Source organism: Providencia sp. Me31A, from assembly GCF_050487165.1.
GTDB lineage: Bacteria > Pseudomonadota > Gammaproteobacteria > Enterobacterales > Enterobacteriaceae > Providencia.
On the sequence record NZ_JBKQGZ010000038.1, the window covers coordinates 1 to 21679 of the forward strand.

General features: G+C 39.7%; 17 protein-coding genes and 1 tRNA gene. 2 read left to right on the forward strand and 16 right to left on the reverse strand.

From position 1 onward, the window contains the following. The first annotated feature begins 46 nt into the window (after positions 1–46). Positions 47–123, forward strand: a tRNA-Asp gene (locus tag ACLPIE_RS21290). A gap of 418 nt (positions 124–541) precedes the next feature. On the opposite strand, the gene ACLPIE_RS21295 is transcribed toward ACLPIE_RS21290, so the two are convergent. The 4 genes from ACLPIE_RS21295 to ACLPIE_RS21310 all read right to left on the reverse strand — a co-directional run bounded on the left by ACLPIE_RS21295 (position 542) and on the right by ACLPIE_RS21310 (position 6026). After that, positions 542–874: a YfiM family lipoprotein gene (locus tag ACLPIE_RS21295; protein ID WP_430263673.1), complete on the reverse strand. Its 333-nt coding sequence runs from the start codon at positions 872–874 to the stop codon at positions 542–544. A 67-nt stretch (positions 875–941) separates the two neighbouring features. Further along, positions 942–2297 carry a CDP-diacylglycerol--serine O-phosphatidyltransferase gene (gene pssA, locus ACLPIE_RS21300; RefSeq protein ID WP_430263674.1) on the reverse strand — a complete coding sequence of 452 codons (1356 nt, stop codon included), beginning with the start codon at positions 2295–2297 and terminating at the stop codon, positions 942–944. A gap of 157 nt (positions 2298–2454) precedes the next feature. Then, on the reverse strand, positions 2455–5100 hold the full coding sequence (locus ACLPIE_RS21305) for a bifunctional acetate--CoA ligase family protein/GNAT family N-acetyltransferase (protein ID WP_430263675.1): 2646 nt from the start codon (positions 5098–5100) through the stop codon (positions 2455–2457). Between the two features lie 224 nt (positions 5101–5324). Continuing rightward, a complete protein-coding gene (locus tag ACLPIE_RS21310) occupies positions 5325–6026 on the reverse strand; it encodes a tRNA-uridine aminocarboxypropyltransferase (RefSeq protein WP_430263676.1) in 702 nt (233 codons plus the stop codon). Between the two features lie 171 nt (positions 6027–6197). Between ACLPIE_RS21310 and ACLPIE_RS21315 the strand changes: the two genes are divergently transcribed. Next, on the forward strand, positions 6198–7292 hold the full coding sequence (locus tag ACLPIE_RS21315) for a tRNA/rRNA methyltransferase (RefSeq protein WP_430263677.1): 1095 nt from the start codon (positions 6198–6200) through the stop codon (positions 7290–7292). A gap of 90 nt (positions 7293–7382) precedes the next feature. Here ACLPIE_RS21315 and ACLPIE_RS21320 read toward each other — a convergent pair whose 3' ends face one another. The 12 genes from ACLPIE_RS21320 to nrdH form a co-directional block, all read right to left on the reverse strand. Then, the gene (locus tag ACLPIE_RS21320) at positions 7383–7811 is read right to left on the reverse strand and encodes a hypothetical protein (RefSeq protein WP_430263678.1); all 429 of its coding nucleotides are present in this window, start codon (positions 7809–7811) and stop codon (positions 7383–7385) included. Positions 7812–7917: 106 nt separating this feature from the next. After that, positions 7918–9456, reverse strand: a complete 1539-nt coding sequence (gene emrB / locus ACLPIE_RS21325) for a multidrug efflux MFS transporter permease subunit EmrB (RefSeq protein ID WP_430263679.1) — start codon at positions 9454–9456, stop codon at positions 7918–7920. A gap of 14 nt (positions 9457–9470) precedes the next feature. Continuing rightward, on the reverse strand, positions 9471–10652 hold the full coding sequence (gene emrA / locus ACLPIE_RS21330; protein WP_430263680.1) for a multidrug efflux MFS transporter periplasmic adaptor subunit EmrA: 1182 nt from the start codon (positions 10650–10652) through the stop codon (positions 9471–9473). Positions 10653–10869: 217 nt separating this feature from the next. Further along, the gene (gene mprA, locus ACLPIE_RS21335) at positions 10870–11385 is read right to left on the reverse strand and encodes a transcriptional repressor MprA (protein ID WP_430263681.1); all 516 of its coding nucleotides are present in this window, start codon (positions 11383–11385) and stop codon (positions 10870–10872) included. A 635-nt stretch (positions 11386–12020) separates the two neighbouring features. Continuing rightward, on the reverse strand, positions 12021–13220 hold the full coding sequence (locus tag ACLPIE_RS21340) for an MFS transporter (protein ID WP_430263682.1): 1200 nt from the start codon (positions 13218–13220) through the stop codon (positions 12021–12023). A gap of 136 nt (positions 13221–13356) precedes the next feature. Continuing rightward, the gene (gene proX, locus ACLPIE_RS21345) at positions 13357–14352 is read right to left on the reverse strand and encodes a glycine betaine/L-proline ABC transporter substrate-binding protein ProX (protein ID WP_430263683.1); all 996 of its coding nucleotides are present in this window, start codon (positions 14350–14352) and stop codon (positions 13357–13359) included. 96 nt (positions 14353–14448) lie between these two features. Further along, positions 14449–15615 carry a glycine betaine/L-proline ABC transporter permease ProW gene (gene proW / locus ACLPIE_RS21350; protein ID WP_430263684.1) on the reverse strand — a complete coding sequence of 389 codons (1167 nt, stop codon included), beginning with the start codon at positions 15613–15615 and terminating at the stop codon, positions 14449–14451. Further along, positions 15608–16807, reverse strand: coding sequence for a glycine betaine/L-proline ABC transporter ATP-binding protein ProV (proV, locus tag ACLPIE_RS21355; protein ID WP_430263685.1), 1200 nt, complete (start codon positions 16805–16807; stop codon positions 15608–15610). The genes proW and proV overlap by 8 nt, the downstream gene beginning before the upstream one ends. 714 nt (positions 16808–17521) lie before the next feature. Further along, positions 17522–18493 (reverse strand): class 1b ribonucleoside-diphosphate reductase subunit beta, encoded by a 972-nt coding sequence (gene nrdF / locus ACLPIE_RS21360; RefSeq protein ID WP_430263686.1) that lies wholly within the window; start codon positions 18491–18493, stop codon positions 17522–17524. 11 nt (positions 18494–18504) lie between these two features. Then, positions 18505–20637 (reverse strand): class 1b ribonucleoside-diphosphate reductase subunit alpha, encoded by a 2133-nt coding sequence (gene nrdE / locus ACLPIE_RS21365; protein WP_430263687.1) that lies wholly within the window; start codon positions 20635–20637, stop codon positions 18505–18507. 11 nt (positions 20638–20648) lie between these two features. After that, entirely contained in the window at positions 20649–21062 is a 414-nt protein-coding gene (nrdI, locus tag ACLPIE_RS21370; protein WP_430263688.1) for a class Ib ribonucleoside-diphosphate reductase assembly flavoprotein NrdI, read from the reverse strand. A 7-nt stretch (positions 21063–21069) separates the two neighbouring features. Next, positions 21070–21297, reverse strand: coding sequence for a glutaredoxin-like protein NrdH (gene nrdH / locus ACLPIE_RS21375; protein WP_430263689.1), 228 nt, complete (start codon positions 21295–21297; stop codon positions 21070–21072). Positions 21298–21679 lie beyond the last annotated feature (382 nt).

The following is a 21679-nucleotide window of genomic DNA, read 5'->3' on the forward strand; positions in this document are numbered from 1 at the left end:
TTATTGCTCAATAGCAGTAAGCTGCCGAAAGGCAAAAAGAATAAGTGGAGCGGTAGTTCAGTTGGTTAGAATACCTGCCTGTCACGCAGGGGGTCGCGGGTTCGAGTCCCGTCCGTTCCGCCACTTATAGAAAGCCCCGTGATTTTCATCACGGGGTTTTTTTTGTGCTTTATTTTTAATTCGTTGACATCTTTATCTATTAATTTTTAAAGATACAGGCAATTGCAATTTTGTTAAACCTGAGCTATCTCTAAAAATAAATATCACTGTTCCTTTATCTCTGTTGACATGATGAATGATTCCAATGAATGAAAAGCAGCTAGCAATAGCTTATTAAAAAACGTTAGGCCTGTAATGGCTGATTGATTTATAGCATTGTACTTGTTGCCAATATCGATCTTTAGATCTTGTTCTGGAATATCGTATAGCGATCATAAAGTCTTTTTATGTTTGTAAGGCTTACTTAATATAGGGATGTATTTATAGTTACTTCGATAGAGAACGAAATGTATGAATAAATTATTAGGGGGAATAGTAGGGATTATTTGAATGATTGGTACAAACTGTATCCAGCAACGGCTCCAGCGATATCATAAGCAAAATCATGCCAACTCCAACCAGTACCTTCAGGCCGACTATCATATAATTCTTTGACCGCGCCTAATGAAACTGAAAATAAAATCCCGAATTGCGCGGCCTCTCTGTGCCCCATGTTTTGTCTATCGGCATAGGCATTTCCAGCAGCGGCCATAGCGGCAGAAAATGCAAAATGTTGTGCTTTGTCTTTACCTTTCCAATTATCATTGGACCAATGAAAACCGTTGCATCCTGCGATGGAAGATATTAGTAAGCTAAAGATTAATGGCTTAAACATATTAAGTATCATTATCCAGGTAATGAATATAAAAAGCGCCACTTAAGTGACGCTAAATTGATATGTATTATAAGATCCGACTAATTAACCGATCTACTCGTATCCGGCGAAGCCTACGAATGAGCTTTTTCACTTTCACAGGATAGGTTTGAATACTATCAAGTTCTCGATAATGGCTGACAACTTTTGTATGGGTACGGATACATTCCAGTTCGTGACTACGTTGATCTTGTAACTCTTGTTTAGGATCATGAATTAATACTGCATTTTCAAGATCTAAGCCCCACGCACGAGGGTTTAAGTTATTGCCTGTGATTAGTTGCCAATGATTATCAACCCACATACCTTTTAAGTGATAGGTATTATCTCCATCTTTCCAGAGTCTTACTGTTAGCTGTTTACTGTCAATAAAACGTTGTAACCGGCTGACAAAACGACGTAAATTGATTTCATAGAGATAAGGTAATGCACCGATAATTTTAAAAGGTTCTTCTGGGGGAATATAAAAATCGTTAGCAGTTTTATCACCAATAATAATTTCTACCTGTTTACCATCACGCAATAACCGACTAATGATCCTGACTAAAACCGCTGGTAAATTGAAATAAGGTGTGCAGATCGTCAATTTATTACTGGTAGAGCCCATTAAGTGGGTGATGACGCGGTTTAAATCGTTTTTCTTACCAAGGCCGACAAACGGTGTAACAGATAATACGTCATTTGATGCATTTCCTGTAAATTGGTAAGACGTTCCCCTTAAACCTAAGCGAAATTGCTTGATTAAATGTTTGAATTCCGCTGTCTTAGGTCGAGTTTCGGTATTGAGCAAATTGACGGCATCGACGGGTAATAATGCGTCATCAATAAATTTTTTCATTGATGCAGTGAGTTGCTCATTTTTAATAAGGTGGTATCTATCATAACGATACTTGTCATGGCGTTGTAAATACACATCATTAATACTTGCTCCGCTATATAGCAAGGTATTATCAAATAAAAAACCTTTGAGGTGCAATACACCAAGCGCTTCTCGTGTATTGACAGGAATACCATAAATAGGAATTTCGATATCAGGGTAATGCTGAGCAACATCATAATACCAATCGGCATTAGTTACATTTGCAGTAACCCCGATCCGCCCTCGTTGAGCACGATGCCAGTCTACGAGAATTTTGATATCCAATGATGTATTAGCTTGTTTAGCCGCATATAGCGCATGAAGTACGTCTTTACCTGCATCATCTTTCTCTAAGTACAAAGCCGTTATGTAGATAGTATTTTGAGCTTGAGAGATCTGTTTAAGCAGTTCAACACGAAAATCTTCTGTCTTATATAGCGTTTTAACATCAGCAACGTTTTGAGACAGTTTAGGTAAACATGCCAAATATTGTTGATGTTTTGCTTGTTTTAATTTTGACAACATCACAGTGTAAATTTTCTCTTATTAGTCAAATAGCAAATCGCTTTACGCACATTTTAAGCGAATGATCCATGGATGATAGCATATTTAGCCAAACCATTTAGAATAAATTGACCAGTTGTTTAATGAGTATACAGGTTATGCTATTCCTTTATGAAATTTATAGATGAAGGGTTAAGTTTACGACTCCATCTTCAAACTGAATATCAATTTCAAAACCTAATTTTTTGGCTAGGCTTATCATATTACGATTTTCAGGCATGGTTATAGCGGTTAATTTTTTAATGCCACGGTTTCGGGTATAATTAAGTAATTTCTGCATTAATTGATAACCGAGAGTCTGCCCTTTCATATCTGAACGCACCAGCACTGCAAACTCAGCTTCTTGGTTATCAGGGTCAGCCATTGCGCGAGTTACTCCGATAATTTCTGGGCTGGTATCTTGGTTTTTTACCGCTACAAATGCCATTTCTCGGTCATAATCAATTTGGGTCATATTAGCTAGGTCATCATGGGTAAACTCACTGATCTCACTAAAATAACGGTAATAGAGATCTTCTTTAGTCACTTGTTCTATAAAAGATTTTAGCAGTGGTTCATCTTCGGGAAGAATAGGCCGTAATAGACAAGTTAAATCTTCTTTTAAAATAATTGTTTCCTCAAGCTCGCTTGGGTACGGGCGAATAGCAAGCCTATAGGTTGTCGCGCTATCTGTTGGGCTTAATGTCATTGATACATCAAGTAAGGTAAACTCATCGCCTGAAGCTAATAGTGGGTGAATATCGAGTCGTGTAATGTTAGGGCAATCAATAATTAGGTTCGAAACACGAACGAGCAAACTAGACAGGCCAATGATATTTAATGGTTCTAACGCACCGCGGGATTTTATTTTATAGCCCTTGATGGCATTAATGACGAGATAACGTGCTAAGGCCATATTTAGTGGGGGTAAAGCAACCGCAGCTTGGCTTTCTTGTTGCCACTCAATGCCCCCTTCACCTAACATGATCAATAAACCAAAAACGGGATCTAACTCTACTGCAATCCTTAGTTCTTGGGCACCTGCACGGTTAGCCATGCTTTGTACTAGTAGTCCTTCAATTCGGGCATTGGGGAAGTTAGTAGAAACTCGCTCAATAATGGCTTTGGCTGCATCCTCTACTTCTTTAGCATTACGTAGGTAAAGCATTACCCCTTGAACTTCAGATTTATGTACGATATCTGGAGAGCGTAATTTTAAGGCGACGGGATAACCAATTTTTTTTGCAATTTCAATAGCTTCATCACTTGAGTGTGCTATCCATGTAGAGAGACTATTTAAGCCATAGGCCTCTAGGATGGGTTGGACTTCATGAGTATCCAGATGTAATTTGTTATTTTTTAATGCTTGTTGGATATACTCATGAGCTTGCTGGGTGTTTGCCGTAATACCAATGGGAAGCGCGGGGGTTTCTTTGAGTTGTTTTTGGTTGCGGCGATATTCCACCATATGCATATAGGCAGTAATTGCCCCTTCAGGGGTACGATAAGTAGGGATACCTGCTTCGCTAAAAAGCCGGCGAGCTTCTTGAGATGAATATTCACCACACCAGTTGGTAAGAATAGTTAGCCATTTACCTCGAGGGTGCTGTTTAATCACTTTAATAATTTTTTCAGCCATCATTTTGCTTTCAGTTATCGCACTTGGGGTGTGGATCAATAACAAGGCATCATGATCATGGCTATCAAGCATTTTATTTAACACGTTGATATAGCGTTCAACGGTTGAGTCATCTCCAAGATCTATTGGGTTTTGGGGTGATAGATCAAGGGGTAATAAGGCGCTTAATTCGTTTTCAGTTGCTATACTTAATTTGGCGAGTTTACCATTGCGCAGTAACAACTCATCAAGTGCCATCGCAGCAGGTGCAGAGCCATTACTCATAATGGAGAGGCGCTCACCTCTCAATGGCGTCATATAGCTTAATGTTTCAACCGCAGAAAACATCTCATGGGTGTCTTGTACTCGTAAAAGACCTGCACGTTGAATTGCTGCATCATAAGCGGCATCTAAACTAGGTTTATCCCCTAGCAATTCTTGGGCTTTACGTGTCCGGCCGCTTTTTATAACTAATATAGGTTTGTTACGTGATGCACTCCGAGAAGATGATAGGAAGCGCCTAGCATCACTAATATTTTCTAAATAAAGTAAAATTGCACTCGTTTTGCTGTCTCGTGCTAAATAATCTAATAAATCATCAATATCAATATCGATACTGTCGCCAAGGGCGATGAAATAAGAAAAACCAATATCACGATGCCTTGCCCAATCGAGAACAGCATTGGAAACAGCAGCTGATTGAGAGATAAAAGCCAGCTTTCCTTTTAGAATTGGAATAGGTGAAAAGCTCGCATTAAGCCCTTGCCATGGAGCGAGAAAGCCTAAGCTATTAGGGCCAAGTAAGCGAATTTGATATTGCTGAGCGACTTTTTTCAGGTTATTAAATTGAATAGATGGGGATGATAAAATAATGACGACTTTACAGCCTGCCTCACCTAATTGCTGTAAGCACGCAATATTGCGTGAATAATGGGTACAAATGACGGCAAGGTCTGGTTTAAGAGGAAGTTTATCAATAGAGGGGTAAGCGAGCACACCAAGTATGGAGTTGCGGTTGGGGTTAACAGGAAGTATCGGCCCTTTAAAACCACTGGAGAGCAGGTTTTTCATCATAACCGAGCCTGCACGGCTAGGGTTTTCAGATGCCCCGATGACAACAATAGATTTTGGTCTAAATAATGATTCTAGCTGGCTGACTAAACCCATGGTAAATAACCTTTGCTTTGTTGAACGAAATAAATGTTCAATAGATAAAAAGAAGCTGAGCAATACTTATGAATACTATGCCCTATCTTTTAGATTGCGCTAGTTTATCCTGTGAATTTAGTTTATTTATACAAGCACCTTCACGTTTTATCATGAAGGTTATCTGAAATTTAGTATTTCTTAGTGTTGCCCTGCAAAAAAGATGAGGCTGTGCTTAAAAATAGTTAGGGTATTGTTTCATCTAATGCCATTTGAGCAAGCGGATGATGTGGCTTGCCTTCAAGGTATTTTTGTCGAAATAAGTTAAAGTGACTAAATAATTGCAAAGATGCATTGATATCGCCCGCTAATTCTAAAACAGTTGCTGCCACTTCTGCAGTGCAATGTTGTTCTTCCCTTGATGGTGTGCGCAATAAATAATCTGTTCGGGCTTTAGTGTTAATTGAAATAATCGGAATATCATTGAGGTAAGGGCTTTTGCGAAACATTTTACGGGCTTCTGGCCATGTACCATCTAAGAGAATAAACAGCGCAGGTTTATGTGAGATTGTTGGCTCATTTACCACGATTCGGTCATTTTGTGCGTAACTTTCTGGAAAAACAAGATAGGGTTGCCGAGTTGTATCTTGCAGTGCCGCTAGCAATTTAGCATCTGGCTCTGTTCTTGACCACTGAAATGCAAGTGTATCTGGTAATACATCAGCAATAAGTTTACCGGTATTGCTTGGCTTAAATACCTCGCCATCAAACATGATTAAGCAAAATTGACTTTTAGCGTGTGATGATACGGTGTCTTGGCATAGGCACTGCGGAATAGGTAATAAGCAAAACTGACAGCGTTTCACTCGACAACCTCTTGCTTTAAAAGGTTTAGTTGATAATGCCAGACGTTGTTGGCGAAGGTGGTAAACTGCATTAGAGGTCATGTTGAGTTACGTTTTTTAGGGCCACAAAAATAAGGTACACATTGTACGCAAAACGATTTCTATACGATAGAAGTATATTCAATAAGTTTTCGGTGAGATAATAGCGTGAATCGGTGGCGTAGCCTTGCAACATCATGTAATCTTCGCGCCATAGCTTAGTAGGGGATAGTGATGAACGACACGAATGATTTTAGTGGTAAAAACGGCAAAGTAAAAGTGATGTATGTCCGCAGTGAAGAACAGGACAACAAGAAAGGTGGCGATAAGCGCCGCGGCGGTGATCGTGATGATCGTCGTAGTAATGATAAGCGCGGGGCTGACAGACGAGGTGGCAGCCATAATGACCGAGGTAGTCGTTCAAACCGCCCTGAAGGTGGTCGTTCAGAGCGCCGTTCTGACAACCGTGATAACGCACCTCGTGAACGTTCACCGTGGCGTACAGTGTCGAAGCCGGATAGTGAAGAATTAGTGAATGATCATGGTGGTATTGTTGGTAAAAGTCAGATTGATCCGGAGCAACTGCGTAAGCAACGTCAAGAAGAAACGCGTATTTATGGTGAAAATGCTTGCCAAGCAATGTTTAAAAACCGTCCAGATGCGATTGTTCGCGCATGGTTTTTACAGTCAGTGACCCCCCGTTTTCGTGACGCATTAAAATGGATGGCAGCCAACCGCAAGGCATACCATGTTGTTGATGATGAAGAATTAGCAAAAGCATCAGGTACCGAACACCACGGCGGTGTATGTTTTATTATCAAAAAACGCGGTGGAATGAGTGCGGATACATACTTACAGCAAGCCGCAGATAAAGATTGCGTATTAGCATTAGAAGATGTGGGTAACCCACATAACTTAGGCGGAATGATGCGTAGCTGTGCTCACTTTGGCGTGAAAGGCGTTATTTTGCAAGACGCAGGCATGTTGGAGTCCGGTGCGGCGATCCGTACTGCGGAAGGTGGTGCGGAGCATATTACAGCGATTGATGCTGATGGGCTGACTGATACCTTGGATAAATTCCGTAAAGCAGGCTATACCATTGTGACCACATCTAGCCACAAAGGCAGCCAAGATCTGGCTAAAGCTAAGTTACCTGCCAAAATGGTCTTAGTTTTAGGCCAAGAGAGCGATGGTCTAAGCGATAGTACATGGGACAAAGGGGATATGAGTTTGTTTATTGGTGGAACAGGTAAAGTAGAAAGCTTGAATGTGTCTGTTGCAACGGGAATTATGTTGGCGCAGTGGTGGCAGCAAAACCACGTTAAATAATAATTTTTCGTTATAAGATATCTGAAGCCATACATAAAAAGGTTGTATAACCGACTATGTATGGTTTTTTTATATCTGAAATAAAGGGGATTAATTGAATAAGTTAGCTAATTCGACCAATTTAGAGGCTAAGAATTCTTCGTCATCATGATTGCAAAAATAGGCTTCTAATAAATGGCTTGAAAAATCGATTAGGTCTGAGCGAGTTAAGGGGGTTGCTTTGATGACGATTTTATAGGCAGCAGAAATTTCATTTAAACTCCAGCAATATTCATAATATCCATCCTCTATCGCTTGAGTGATTTCTTGCGGGACTGAACGAAAATCAAGGTCATCAGCCTCTAGTTTTAGCTGCATATATGCTTGGACGTCATCAAGAATATCAAATGGGTAAATTTCTTGGTATTGATTTACATAGTCAATTAATTTACCTCGATATTGTTCAGCTTGGCTTTCATCCATTGAATTGATAAGTGTTAATACTTGGCTGTTGTCTATCCATGATCTCGTATTTTCCATAATTTACCTTAAACGTGGATTATTGGCTAAGTTTATTGGATGGGGAATTAATAAGCAAAAAATAACCCCACATAAAGCTTGTGGGGTTTGATTGAGAGGTGGCGAATTAGTGAGCACCACCGCCATCTTTTGATCCTGCACCAAATGGCGGTTTAGCGAACCAAACAATCACCATTAATAAGATGAAGATCCCTGCGGATAGCCAAAAAATTTCATTGGCAGACATAATCAGACCTTGGTCTGTAATGGTTTTCGCTAAATAAGCCGCACTTTGTTGCTCATTCATGCCAATTTGGGCTAATTCGCTGTACATATGCTGCGAGTTTGGGTTGTATGGATTGACAAATTCAGTGAGATTTTCATGATGCATAGCTTCACGTTGTGTCCACATGGTGGTAGTAATGGAGGTACCGATGGCACCTGCTAATGTTCGTGTAAAGTTAGACAAACTGGATGCGGATGCCATTTTTTCTGGCGGTAACCCCGATAAGGTGATCGTGGTTAATGGCATAAAGAAGCAAGCAATCGCCAACCCTTGAACAAATTGTGGCCATGCCGCAGCGGCAAAGCCCATATCAGGCTCAAAGGTATAAGCACGCCAATAATAACAAACAGCATAGATAATAAAGCTGAATGTCACTAGGTAGCGCATGTCAATTCGATTACCAAATTTTCCAATAATTGGCGTGATAAGCAATGGCAACAAACCAACAGGTGCAGAGGCTAAGCCTGCCCATGTTGCGGTATAGCCGTACACCTCTTGTAGTAGCTGAGGCAATAATACGATAGTGCCAAAATACAGCATATAGGCGAGGCTTAAGGATAAACAACCAATGGTAAAATTACGTTCTTTAAACAAAGAAAGGTCAATAACTGGATGGTCGTCGGTTAGCTCCCAAACAATTAAGAAAGCAATGGCAACAACCGCTATCACCGTGAGAATAATGATTTCCGTTGAGTTAAACCAATCTAATTCTTTACCTTGGTCAAGCATGATTTGCAAGGCTCCAATGCCGACGACAAGTAAGACTAGCCCAACAGTATCAATACGTTGAATAGATATTTTTGTCTCGCGTCCTTTTAGGGTTCGCATGATGGCAAAGATGATGGCGACACTAAAGGGGACGTTGATAAAGAATATCCAGCCCCAATGATAATTATCACTAATATAGCCACCAAGAATGGGACCACAAATTGGTGCAACAACGATGGTCATAGACCACAACGCTAATGCCATGCTTCGCTTGGCTGGAGGATAGTTGTTGAGAAGTAAGCTTTGAGATAATGGAATTAGCGGCCCTGCGACTAAACCTTGTAAGACGCGGAATAAAATAAGCATCTCTAAGCTGCCAGAGATGCCACATAGCCATGAAGTTAAGGCAAACAAACCTGTAGACCATAAAAATAGTCTAACCTCGCCGATGCGGCGTGCTAACCAGCCAGTGACAGGGATGGAGATCGCGTTTGCAACACCGAACGAAGTGATCACCCAAGTCCCTTGCGAGTTAGAGGCGCCTAAGTTACCCGCAATCGTAGGGATTGCCACATTAGCAATTGTTGAGTCAAGGACTTGCATAAAGGTTGCCAATGAAAGGGCGATTGTCATCCAAGCCAGTTTTGATCCCGTTAAAGGTGCTGTTACCACGGTTGCACCTCCACTTATTTGTTACCTGAGTTATTATTAATTATCTCAGTAACCATTTTATCCGCAGGTGTAAGGTCAACGGCCAGTGCAGCAGTATGGTATGCCGGAGCGTCTCGCATCCCTTTGGAAAGGACTTTCCCTTCTTTATCTAAGGTATTGACGGTGACTTCTGTGGATAATCCTATACGCAGAGGGTATTCTTCTAATTGCGCGGCATCTAATGCAATTCGCACAGGGAGACGTTGTACGACTTTGATCCAGTTACCACTGGCATTCTGTGCAGGTAATAAAGAAAATGCACTACCCGTTCCCATGTCTAAGCCAACGACAGTCCCTTTGAATTCAATCTTTTTACCATAGAAGTCTGTTGTGACTTTGGCGGGTTGACCAATACGCATATCTGCCAGTTGGGTTTCTTTAAAATTGGCATCAATCCACATGCCATTAGATGGAACAATCGCCATTAAAGGTGTGGATGGTGTGATTTGTGAGCCAATTTGTACGCTCCGGCGAGAAACATAGCCATCAACTGGGCTGACGATTTTGGTGCGTTGTAATGCCAACCACGCATTTCTGACTTGAGTTGCCGCTTGTTCTACCGCTGGTTGTTGTGCGATATCGGTGTTCAAAACAATGGCTTGGTTTGCATTATATTGTTCAATAGCCACATCTAAAGCCGCTGTAGCACTGATCACAGATTCTCTGGCATGTTGTAATTCTTCTTTACCAATTACATTGGTGCTACCTAAAACTTCACGGCGTTTTAAATCATTTTGTAAACGGCTAAGTTCTGAACGTTTAACGTCAATGTTAGCTTGTAGCTGACGGCTGTTAATCATGTGCTGGCGGGTTTGGCGCACACTATTAGCAAGTTCTGTCTTGGCTTTTTCAAGCGCTAATTCGGCATCGCGGGGGTCAAGTTCAACTAACACAGTACCACTTTTGACAAAGTCAGTATTATCAACATTGACTGTCATGACGCTTCCCGATACTTGGGATTGGATTTGAACTTGATTACCTGCAACATAGGCGTTATCGGTTGACTCATAATGGCGAAGTACCAGATACCAATAAACGGCCCAGCCAACACCAATAATAATAAAAATTAGCATTAAAAAAACGAGAGCATTTCTGCGCTGTCTTTTCTTATTTCGTTGGGGGGCTTGCGTTTGTTGCATTTCCTCAGGGGAACTCATACTGGTATTACTCCATTTTGGATGGATAAGGGTCACGATTGTTTCCAGTAGTTAATTGTTAACCACTGGAAACTGAGACTACTAAAAATTTTGCTGCTTGATGGGATGTAGCAAAGCATAAAGATGAAAGGATAATGAAATATTGTTGGCTGAAAAGTTTTTTTTCACCTGTAAGTTTAAGAATGCCTCAAATACATTAACCTTAATAAAAAAGCGGTTAATTTTTTATAGTGTCCAGTTTTGTTAGTAATTTACGCATTAGCTTATCAAATTGTTGTTTTTCATCTGCATCTAAAACAGACCAGATATCAGTAATTGCGCCGTGTTGAGGCGGTAGCAGGCCGTTTAAAAAGTCAGCGCCTTTTTCTGTTAAATGTAAGTGAAGGCAGCGTCTATCATTATGGCTTTCTTTACGTTCAATCCAGCCATTTTTCTCAAGTTCATCTGCGATGCGCGTTGCATTGGTTCTAGAAGAGCCAAGGGCAGCACTGAGCTCAGAAGGTTGAATGCTACGAGAGTCTTTTGTATCTAGGATCATTAATGCCATGAATAATGTTTCATTAATGCCTTGGGCTCTTAACATATTGTTGCGAGACTCAAGTAATTTTCCATGCACATGCATGCATAGACGCGTTAATAAAATTTCTTGATACGGGATTTTTTTTTCTTGTCGATCTTGCTGTGCGACGCGAGCGTTCAATAAATCTTCAGTGGGTGTAAATGAACTTTCCATTATTTGGATACCTTATTAATTTTTAACTGGTAAGATTACAACTGCTATCAATCATCTAAATGGTATATTAAAAGCTAGAATTAGCAATTATACTTAATTAATATCGCCGATTTTATTTTGATAATGATACACCACCTATAAATTATATGAATGTAATTTATAGATTTCAGTATAGACCAATCAATATTTTTTGCTTTTTTGGTTATATCTGGTTATAAAATAGCCAAAATAGAGGCTGTTTAGATATTAAATAAAATCATATAAAACGATAAATAGTCACATTACGTTAACTCCACGTTACTTTTCTATAGTAAAAAACAATCGCAATTAATGTATATACCTTTGATTTTAATTTAAAAATAGTAGCTTTTAAATTGCTGGGTTATGACTGTATTAATTAATAACGAGTATACCTTTTTATAGAGACATAGTATTTGTTTAACAGTGTCATTTGCTAACTTTTTCTCTGGTTACTATAACGATAGATAACTATTATATAAGTATATAGATGATATATCTAATATATTCAGTTGGTATATTTATTGAGAACTATTCAAATACATTATATTTTTTTATATATAAGGTGCGCTGATGATATTACTATGACGCATCATCAGCGTTTTTATGAAGATGAGTTACTCATCAGTCGGAGTGATGACAGGATCAAAGCGAACACCAATTGCCCAAATAACTAAGCTGATAGCGGTTAGAGCCAAGCCTGAGATCGCAACACCTTCCCAACCAGCATGTTCGTATGCATAGCCGGAGAGTAAAGAGCCCAATGCCCCGCCAATGAAATAGCTAGTCATATAGCCTGCGGTAAGACGGTTACGTGCTTCTGGTAAAATACGATATAAGGTACTCTGGTTTGTCACATGAACAGCTTGTACTGCAAGATCGAGAACTAAAATACCAATGATAAAGGCTAGAAGGGAGTGCTTAGCTAACCCGATAGGAATCCACGATAATATCAACAGAATTAACCCTATTGTGGTGATTAGCTTACCTTTACCTTTATCGACAAGGTGACCTGCTTGGGAGGCCATGAGTGCGCCAGCTGCGCCGACAAGACCAAATAAACCAATGGTTCCCTCAGAGTAATTAAAAGGTGGACTGGCTAGCAAAAAAGCCATTGCGGTCCATAAAAGGCCAAAATTGGCAAAAGATAAGGCGCCAAGCGAGGCTCTAACCGCAAGTATTGGCGTGCCAAAAAATAGGCGACCTATAGAGCCTAGTAACTGAAAATAGTTGAGATTAGCTTTTTGATGATAACGAGGCAATTTAATTGCCATGATGATCATTAATAAGATAAGTAAAGCAAAAGCAACATAATAGATAGCTCGCCAGCCCCCAATCATCGCAACAGCACCAGAAATGGTTCTAGCCAGTAAAATACCCAGTAGTAATCCACTCATGATGATGCCAACAGCTTTACCTCGCTTATGTGGTTTTGCAATCGATGCCGCAAGCGGAATTAATACTTGCGCAACGACAGAAAATAAACCAGTGAGAGCTGTACCTAATAGGATTTGCCATACATTATTTGAAAGAGCCGTAATCAATAAACCTAATGCAGAAAGAAAGGTCATGGTGAGAATTAGGTTTTTACGTTCGAATAGATCCCCTAAAGGAACTAAAAAAAGCAAACCGACTGCGTAACCTAGTTGGGCTGCGGTAACGATAAAACCAGCCGTATTGGTTGTTAGGTTAAATTGCTGTGCAATGGTATCTAATAAGGGTTGAGCATAGTAATTGCTTGCGACAACTAAGCCCGTCGCAATCGCCATTAAAATAGTTAGACCCGTAGTTAGCTCAGCCGTTTGAGTTTGTTTCATTATTTATTTACTCATTAATAACTAGATCATTATTATATAGAAAGCGTGAAGTTTACGTTTATTACTTTTAGCTTTCGATAAAAAAATGCCATCTTGCTGGAAGATGGCATTTAATAGTTTTAATGGCTAATTTAGTCTATTTAGCAGCTTGTTTTGCTTGGGCTATCCAATCATCAAATGTTGCTTGGTGGGCTTTAATCCATGCGTTTGCATGGCGCTCGATATCTGCCTGGGAAGCTTCACCATTATGCATTCTTAAGTTTTGCGCGTTCACATCGGCAATCGGCAGTTTCATGATAGCAAATAACTTAGCCGCTGCTGGGTTGTCAGCCGCCCATTTTTTATTCGCAACGATGTGCATGGTATTGGGTGAAAAACCGTAGTTTTTGCCATTAGGCAAAGTGGTGTCAGTTTTATCACCATTTGGCATTGCTGAAAATGGCACTTCTAACCAGACAACATCACGGCCCGGTTTTAATACATCACTTATCCAGTAAGGTGTCCATGTATAATAGAAAATGGGTTTACCTTCTTTATAGCGAGTGATGGTATCCGCCATCATGGCTGCGTAGTTTCCCTGATTATGGTCGACTAATTTTTCAAGACCATATGCTTTTAAATGGGCGTTAATAGCCGCTTCACACCCCCAGCCTGGGTTACAACCGGTTAAGTCTGCTTTACCATTTCCATTAGCATCAAACAGTTTGGCGATTTTAGGGTCTTTGAGTTGTTCAAGGTTAGTTATATGGTATTTTTCAGCCGTTTTTTTATCGATTAAATACCCTTGAGCCGCATTTACTACATAGTTACCCTGACGATAAAATGCGTTGTCACCACCGGCTGCGTTATATTGAGCATCATGTAAAGGTACCCAATTAACAGCAAGAAAGGTTGCATCGCCGTTGGCAATAGATGCATAAGCAACGTTGTAATCCACTTCTTTTATCGGGGTAACGTCATAGCCTAATTTTTCAAGCGCTTTAGAGACAATTAAAGTCTGAAAGGTTTCCTCACTGATAGTGCTTTGTACCGGGTTAATTTTGATGCCTTTGCCCGGCAATGATTCAGCGCTTGCTATTGAAGTACTAAGAATTGCAGTAAGGGCAGTGGCTAAAATAATCGTTTTTTTCATTATAGGTTTATCCTTCTCTTTTAGTTTTTCGCTTTGAGACTCAAGCGAAGAGCCAGCTTGTGGCTCTGTCGTGGATGGAGGATGCGGTGAATGTATTTATTTTTTACTAAATGGGCGAGTGATAAGCCCAATAGGTCCTTTTTGATACCAACGGGCGGTCGTTTTAGCTCGGGCATCTTGTCCTAAAGATTGAGTGAAACGGTCTAAGACAATGGCAAGAATGACTATCCCTACACCACCAACGGAGGCTAGCCCCATATCCAGTCGTCCAATTCCACGTAATACCATTTGGCCTAAACCACCTACTGCAATCATGGAGGCAATAACGACCATCGATAATGCGAGCATCAAGGTTTGGTTTACCCCTGCCATAATCGTTGGCATGGCTAATGGCAATTGAACTTTGAATAACATCTGGCTTGGGCTGGCACCAAAAGACTCAGCCGCTTCAATGAGATCCGCAGGAACTTGTTTGATCCCTAAAATGGTTAAACGAATAATTGGCGGTAAAGCAAAAATAATGGTGACCACGACGCCAGGAACGTTACCAATACCAAACAACATAACGATAGGTACTAAATAGACAAATGCTGGTGTCGTTTGCATCGCATCAAGTAGCGGCCGGATCACTTTTGCAGCTTTATCACTACGCGCTAACCATATTCCCAGTGGTAAACCAATGACAATACAGAACAGAAGCGACGTTAATACTAATGATAATGTCACCATTGCCTCAGACCATGCACCGATCGCTCCAATGGCTATCATTGAAATAAATGTTGCAATCCCCATCGTTTTTCCAGCAAATTGCCATGCCAATAGGGCAAATAAAATGATGGCAACAGGAGATGGTAAGGCCGTTAAAAACTGTTCGAACCCGCTGAGGATAAAGTCAATAGGCGCTCGAATACCTTGGAACACAGGGCGGAAATTTTGTACCACCCAATCAATACCGTGGGTAACCCACGAATCTAATGGCACTAATGTGTGCTGAAATGGGTCCATCAAATCAAATGAAGAAGTTGAAGCACCATCAGTTGGTACGGCATCTAACCAGTCGCTACCACTTGCATCGGCTGAAGCATCTGAGGTTGAAGCACTTCCCCATGGGTCGTCCGATGAAACTTGACTAGAATCTGAGCTTGCAGCCCAAGGATCATCAGAGATATCGGTGCTAGGTGTCTGTGCTGGTGTTTCTTGCACTTCTGTATCAGCCCACGGGTCTTGTTGATTGATATCATGTTGTTGATTTTGATTACTCATTTGGCGTCTCCTTATCCAGAGCTTGCAGCAACATTCCTTTCGAAATCACACCCAAATAACGGTTTTTCTCGTTAACGACGGGAACGGCACATGGGGCTTGTGCAATGGTAGAGATGACCTCATTTAATGATGTATCCCCTTGAATAGGTTCAATATCAGGCAAAATGGCTGCTTCAATACCTGCTTTTTCATGGAGGGCTTTTTCCAGTGATTCAATAGAAACCACACCCGCAAAAGTATGACCTCGAGAGATCAAATAGCCATGGTAGCGGTCTTCATCATTAAGCACTTTTAGTGCTGATCGTGGGCCAAAGCCAGGCGCAATATGCAAAAGGGCATCAGGGCGCCTGCGTGCAATATCTTTGGCACTAAATACTTGGCTAATATCCACACCACGGAAGAATGTTTTGACATAATCATTTGCGGGATTATTGAGAATTTCATCTGGCGTGCCCACTTGTACAACGACGCCGCCTTGCATGATAGCGATGCGGTCACCAATTCTCATAGCCTCATCAAGGTCATGGGAAATAAACACGATGGTACGTTGTTTATCTCCTTGCAAAGAGAGCAGTTCATCTTGCATTTCGGTACGAATTAGCGGATCAAGCGCAGAGAAAGCTTCATCCATCAAGAGAATATCAGGGTCATTAGCAAGTGCTCGAGCGAGTCCTATACGTTGGCGCATCCCGCCTGATAGCTCATCAGGATAAGAGTTAGCCCATTTTTCGAGGTTAACTTGTTTTAGTGCATCCATCGCCTTTTGGTGACGTTCTTCCTTTGATATACCAGAGAGCTCCATACCAAAAGCCGTGTTATCAATGACATTCATATGGGGCATCAATGCAAAAGATTGGAACACCATACTAATTTTAGTACGCCTAACTTCACGCAAGGCTTTGTCAGAGATATTCGAAATATCTTCGCCATCAATCATGACTTGCCCAATTGTAGGTTCTATCAGGCGATTGAGGAGGCGCACCAATGTTGATTTTCCCGAGCCGGAGAGCCCCATTACAACGAAGATTTCGCCTTCTTCAATCGTCAGATTAACATCCTGAACTCCTACTGTTAGGCCTGTTTTTTCGAAGATATCATCTTTGTTCATTCCTGATTCCAAAAGCTTAAATGCTTGATCAGGATTTTCCCCAAATATTTTATATAAATTCTTAACTTCTAACTTTATTGCCATATATTATTTACCCAGTTTTCAATCAATAAGGAAAAGGTTGCTCAAATTGAATGTGATTAATTCTTTTGTGATAGTCAGTGAAAGTATTTTAAGCTAACTATCGGTTTGAATTTATTAGGGCAGAAATTCCTATATTTAGTTTGGTGGGTTTGATCATTATGGTTTAGTTTTTATTTCTCCGATTTAAATTATTAGTAAATTTCACAAGCAATAAACCCTAGCATAATAAAACTGGCTGACAACCCTTGGTTAAGCATAATTAATCAAAAATATTATGTAGAAAATCAGTTTTATTTATTAAATAAAAAACAATAATTTCATTAATTAAAAATAGAGAGGGTAAAGGAAGAGGAGAGTTAACTCATTGGTGGGGTTAAATTTATTGTGCTATCGGGTTAGATGTATAAGGTAGCTAATTGCTTTTAATTGAATTATTTTTTGCGTGCGAATATAAAGCTTGGAAATCCATAAAAAAATATAAGACATAACCCATAAAGCATAAGTTTATCTTATTGAACATATGAGGGATGCGAGCTTGATTGCCTAATTAGTTCATTAAAAATGAGTGATTAAACAGATTTATGTATAAAAAACGAAGTGATTTGATTGTTATTTGAACGGTAAAAATACCATGATAAATAAAGTTGTTATTATTCATCATGGTATAATTTTAAGTGAAAAATGAATCACAAATAAAACAAATTAATCAATTGATTAAAAGTCCCAATCATCATCTTCTGTGCTGACAGCTTTGCCTATAATATAAGACGAGCCTGAACCCGAGAAGAAATCATGGTTTTCATTTGCATCTGGAGATAATGCAGATAATATTGCTGCACTAACATTAGTGACTGTATCTGGAAACAAGGCTTCATAGCCTAAATTCATTAGTGCTTTGTTGGCATTATAATGTAGGAATTTTTTTACATCTTCTGTCCAACCTACAGAGTCATAAAGTTCTTGGGTATAGTTAGCTTCATTTTCATATAAGTCAAATAATAATGAAAAGGTAAAATCCTTAATTTCATTTTTTGTTTTTTCGTCATACTGTTGTAATGATTTTTGGAACTTATACCCAATGTAGTAGCCATGAATAGCTTCATCCCGAATAATTAAACGAATTAAATCTGCTGTATTAGTTAATTTTCCTCGACTTGACCAATACATGGGTAAATAAAAACCAGAATAAAAAAGAAATGACTCTAAAAATACACTAGCGACCTTTTTCTTTAATGGATGTGAATCGCAATAATAAGAAAGGATAATTTTAGCTTTATTCTGCAAGGCAGTATTTTCTTCACTCCAGCGATAGGCATCATCGACATCGCTGGTGGAACATAATGTCGAGAAAATAGAGCTATAAGAGCGAGCGTGTACCGCTTCCATAAAACTAATATTCGATAAAACGGCCTCTTCATGAGGCGTTTGTGCATCAGGCATAAGGCAAGGAGCCCCTAACGTATTTTGTATTGTGTCGAGTAAGGTTAGGCCAGTAAAGACACGGATAGTCAGTTTTTGCTCATCGGGTGTTAGGGTATTCCATGAGGGAATATCATTGGATAAAGGCACTTTTTCAGGTAACCAAAAATTAGAGGTTAGGCGGTTCCAAACTTCAAGGTCTTTATCATCTTGAATACGGTTCCAGTTAATTGCTTTAACAGGAGCCGGAGATGTTTTATTGATCATATTTTTTCCTATCACAAAGTACAAGATACGCAACCATCAACTTCAGTACCTTCCAGTGCGGTTTGACGTAATCGTATGTAATACAATGTTTTTATTCCTTTACGCCAAGCGTATATTTGCGCCCGATTAATATCACGCGTCGTGGCATCATCTTTAAAAAACAGAGTTAAAGATAAGCCTTGGTCAACGTGTTGAGTTGCCATAGCGTAAGTATCAATAATTTTTTCTGGCCCGATTTGGTAGGCATCTTGATAGTATTCGAGATTTTCGTTATCCATAAAGGGTGCCGGGTAATAAACTCGACCAATCTTTCCTTCTTTACGGATCTCAATACGAGAAACAATAGGGTGAATACTCGATGTTGAATTATTGATATAGGAAATTGAACCCGTAGGGGGGATCGCTTGTAAGTTCTGATTGTAAATTCCGTAGGTAATGACGGATTGCTTTAAGGACAACCAATCTTCACGAGTCGGAATTTCGATGCCCGAACGTCGGAATAAGTCCTGTACGGTTTGGGTTTTTGGTAACCAAAGATTGTTGATATATTTATCAAAATAGTCACCAGAAGCGTAAGTTGAGTGCTCGAAACCCACAAAGGCAGTTTTCCTCTCAATCGCTAATTGATTGGATGTTTTTAGTGCGTAATAAGTGACGGTATAAAAATAGATATTGGTAAAATCGAGTGCTTCTTCGGAGCCATAATGAATATGCTCTCTTGCAAGGTAACCGTGTAAATTCATTTGTCCTAAGCCAATGGCATGGGACTGGCGATTGCCTTGGGCAATGGAAGGCACAGAGCGAATGTCACTCATATCTGAAACGGCAGTAAGTGCCCGCACAGCAGCATCAATGGATTGCGCGAAATTAGGGGAGTCCATCGTTTTTGCAATATTCATTGACCCTAGATTGCAGCTAATGTCTTTACCAATTTGTTGATAGCTTAAATCGTCTTCATAAAGGCTAGGGCGATTGACTTGCAGTATTTCTGAGCATAAGTTGCTCATATTAATTCGACCTGCAATGGGATTTTCTCGGTTAGCGGTATCTTCAAATAAGATATAGGGATAGCCAGATTCGAATTGAATTTCAGCTAAAGTTTGGAAAAACTCTCGAGCGTTGATTTTATATTTTTTTATCGCTTTATTATTAACCATTTCATGGTATTTTTCCGTTACACTTATTTCTGACATTGGGACGCCATATACACGTTCGACATCATAAGGTGAAAACAAATACATACTTTGGTTATCTTTGGCTAATTGGAATGTGATATCTGGGATCACGACTCCTAAAGACAGGGTTTTTATCCGTATCTTTTCGTCTGCATTTTCACGTTTGGTATCTAGAAAGCGCATAATATCAGGATGATGAGCATGTAAATAAACAGCTCCTGCACCTTGACGGGCTCCTAATTGATTCGCATAGGAAAATGCATCCTCAAGCATTTTCATGATAGGAACAACACCAGACGATTGGTTTTCAATTAATTTTATTGGGGCGCCTTGTTCCCGCAAATTGGTCATAAGAAAAGCAACGCCGCCACCGCGTTTGGATAGCTGCAACGCTGAATTTACTGAGCGACCAATAGATTCCATGTTGTCTTCTATTCTTAATAGAAAACAAGAAATTAGTTCACCTCTTTGTTTTTTACCACAATTAAGAAAGGTCGGTGTGGCAGGTTGAAAACGGCCGGTAATGATTTCATCGACGTATAACTTGGCAAGCGGCTCAGACCCTTGGGCAAGAGTTAATGCCACCATACAAACTCGGTCTTCATAACGTTCAAGATAACGTTTACCATCAAAGGTCTTTAAGGTATAGCTGGTGTAATATTTAAATGCACCCAGAAAAGTTTGAAAACGAAATTTATGGGCATAAGCTTGTTTAAATAATGATTTGATGAAGTCAAAATCATATTGTTCTAATACTCGGCTTTCGTAATAGTTTTCTTGCACTAAGAAATCGAGCTTTTCTTTTAAGTCATGGAAAAATACTGTGTTTTGATTCACATGCTGTCGAAAGTAATGATGTGCAGCCTCTTTATCTTTATTAAATTGAATATGGCCTTCGCTATCATATAAATTCAACATAGCATTAAGGGCATGATAATCAACATCAGTGGTACTTTGCATTTTATCCATTTGAAATAACTCTATTTATGGGCACGTTGCCAAAACGTTTCTAGGCCATTTTTAACGGATTGAACATCTTTTTCTGTGCCTAGAAGTTCAAAACGATAAAGGTAAGGAATACGGCATTTTTGTGCGACAATGTTCCCTGCAATGGCATAGGCATCACCAAAGTTAGTATTACCCGCAGCAATGACGCCACGAATAAGCGTGCGGTTAACTTCAATGTTTAGGAATTGGATCACTTCTTTAGGTACCGCACCTTTTGAACCACCGCCGCCGTATGTTGGCAGTAATAAAACATAGGGTTGCGTAGCGATAACACTATTTCCATCGAATCCAATGGGTAATCGCGTTGCGGGTAGACCAAGCTTTTCTATAAAGCGATGGCAATTCCCCGAACGGCTGGAAAAATAGATGAGTGATTCCGTTGTCATCAGTTTTTTACGCTGCTAAAAGATTAATCATATCGGGTCGAAAACCAGACCAATGTTGCTCTCCAGCGACGACGACAGGCACCTGTTGATAGCCTAATTCCCTAATCATTTCAAGAGCCTGAATGTCTTCAGTAAGGTCGATAACCTGATAGGGGATTTGTTTGCGATCTAAGGCTTGGTAGGTTGCATTACATTGAACGCAGTTGGGTTTACTATAAATGGTAATCTCAGTCATATCATTCACCTTTTGAATTTTGTAGAACATCATTAATAAGAGGTTTGATATACGAATACTATATATGGGTTTAATTTTTTTCAACCACACAATATGTAGTGAATATGAAATATTGAATGATAATTATTCTAATTATCCGCTAGGTTGTTATTTCCATTGGAATTAAAAAAATGGTGCGTTCAGCGATTCAGTTAGACACACTAAGAAAAAAGATCATTGCAAAGAAGAAATATTTTACTTTATAACTGTATATACAAGGGTCTTCCCCGATCATGGTGGTCAGACTCAAAATCCCATATCTAAATTACCATAGTGAAACATCACTGCTGTTTTAAATCGTTCTTGATTTCGATAACCTCTTGCTTTGATCCTCAATAATCTA

Coding starts and splice junctions, on each gene's coding strand:
- ACLPIE_RS21295 (WP_430263673.1), bottom strand. CDS start 874: ATGTTTAAGCCATTAATCTTTAGCTTACTAATATCTTCCATCGCAGGA.
- pssA (WP_430263674.1), bottom strand. CDS start 2,297: ATGTTGTCAAAATTAAAACAAGCAAAACATCAACAATATTTGGCATGT.
- ACLPIE_RS21305 (WP_430263675.1), bottom strand. CDS start 5,100: ATGGGTTTAGTCAGCCAGCTAGAATCATTATTTAGACCAAAATCTATT.
- ACLPIE_RS21310 (WP_430263676.1), bottom strand. CDS start 6,026: ATGACCTCTAATGCAGTTTACCACCTTCGCCAACAACGTCTGGCATTA.
- ACLPIE_RS21315 (WP_430263677.1), top strand. CDS start 6,198: ATGAACGACACGAATGATTTTAGTGGTAAAAACGGCAAAGTAAAAGTG.
- ACLPIE_RS21320 (WP_430263678.1), bottom strand. CDS start 7,811: ATGGAAAATACGAGATCATGGATAGACAACAGCCAAGTATTAACACTT.
- emrA (WP_430263680.1), bottom strand. CDS start 10,652: ATGAGTTCCCCTGAGGAAATGCAACAAACGCAAGCCCCCCAACGAAAT.
- mprA (WP_430263681.1), bottom strand. CDS start 11,385: ATGGAAAGTTCATTTACACCCACTGAAGATTTATTGAACGCTCGCGTC.
- ACLPIE_RS21340 (WP_430263682.1), bottom strand. CDS start 13,220: ATGAAACAAACTCAAACGGCTGAGCTAACTACGGGTCTAACTATTTTA.
- proX (WP_430263683.1), bottom strand. CDS start 14,352: ATGAAAAAAACGATTATTTTAGCCACTGCCCTTACTGCAATTCTTAGT.
- proW (WP_430263684.1), bottom strand. CDS start 15,615: ATGAGTAATCAAAATCAACAACATGATATCAATCAACAAGACCCGTGG.
- proV (WP_430263685.1), bottom strand. CDS start 16,807: ATGGCAATAAAGTTAGAAGTTAAGAATTTATATAAAATATTTGGGGAA.
- nrdF (WP_430263686.1), bottom strand. CDS start 18,493: ATGATCAATAAAACATCTCCGGCTCCTGTTAAAGCAATTAACTGGAAC.
- nrdE (WP_430263687.1), bottom strand. CDS start 20,637: ATGGATAAAATGCAAAGTACCACTGATGTTGATTATCATGCCCTTAAT.
- nrdI (WP_430263688.1), bottom strand. CDS start 21,062: ATGACAACGGAATCACTCATCTATTTTTCCAGCCGTTCGGGGAATTGC.
- nrdH (WP_430263689.1), bottom strand. CDS start 21,297: ATGACTGAGATTACCATTTATAGTAAACCCAACTGCGTTCAATGTAAT.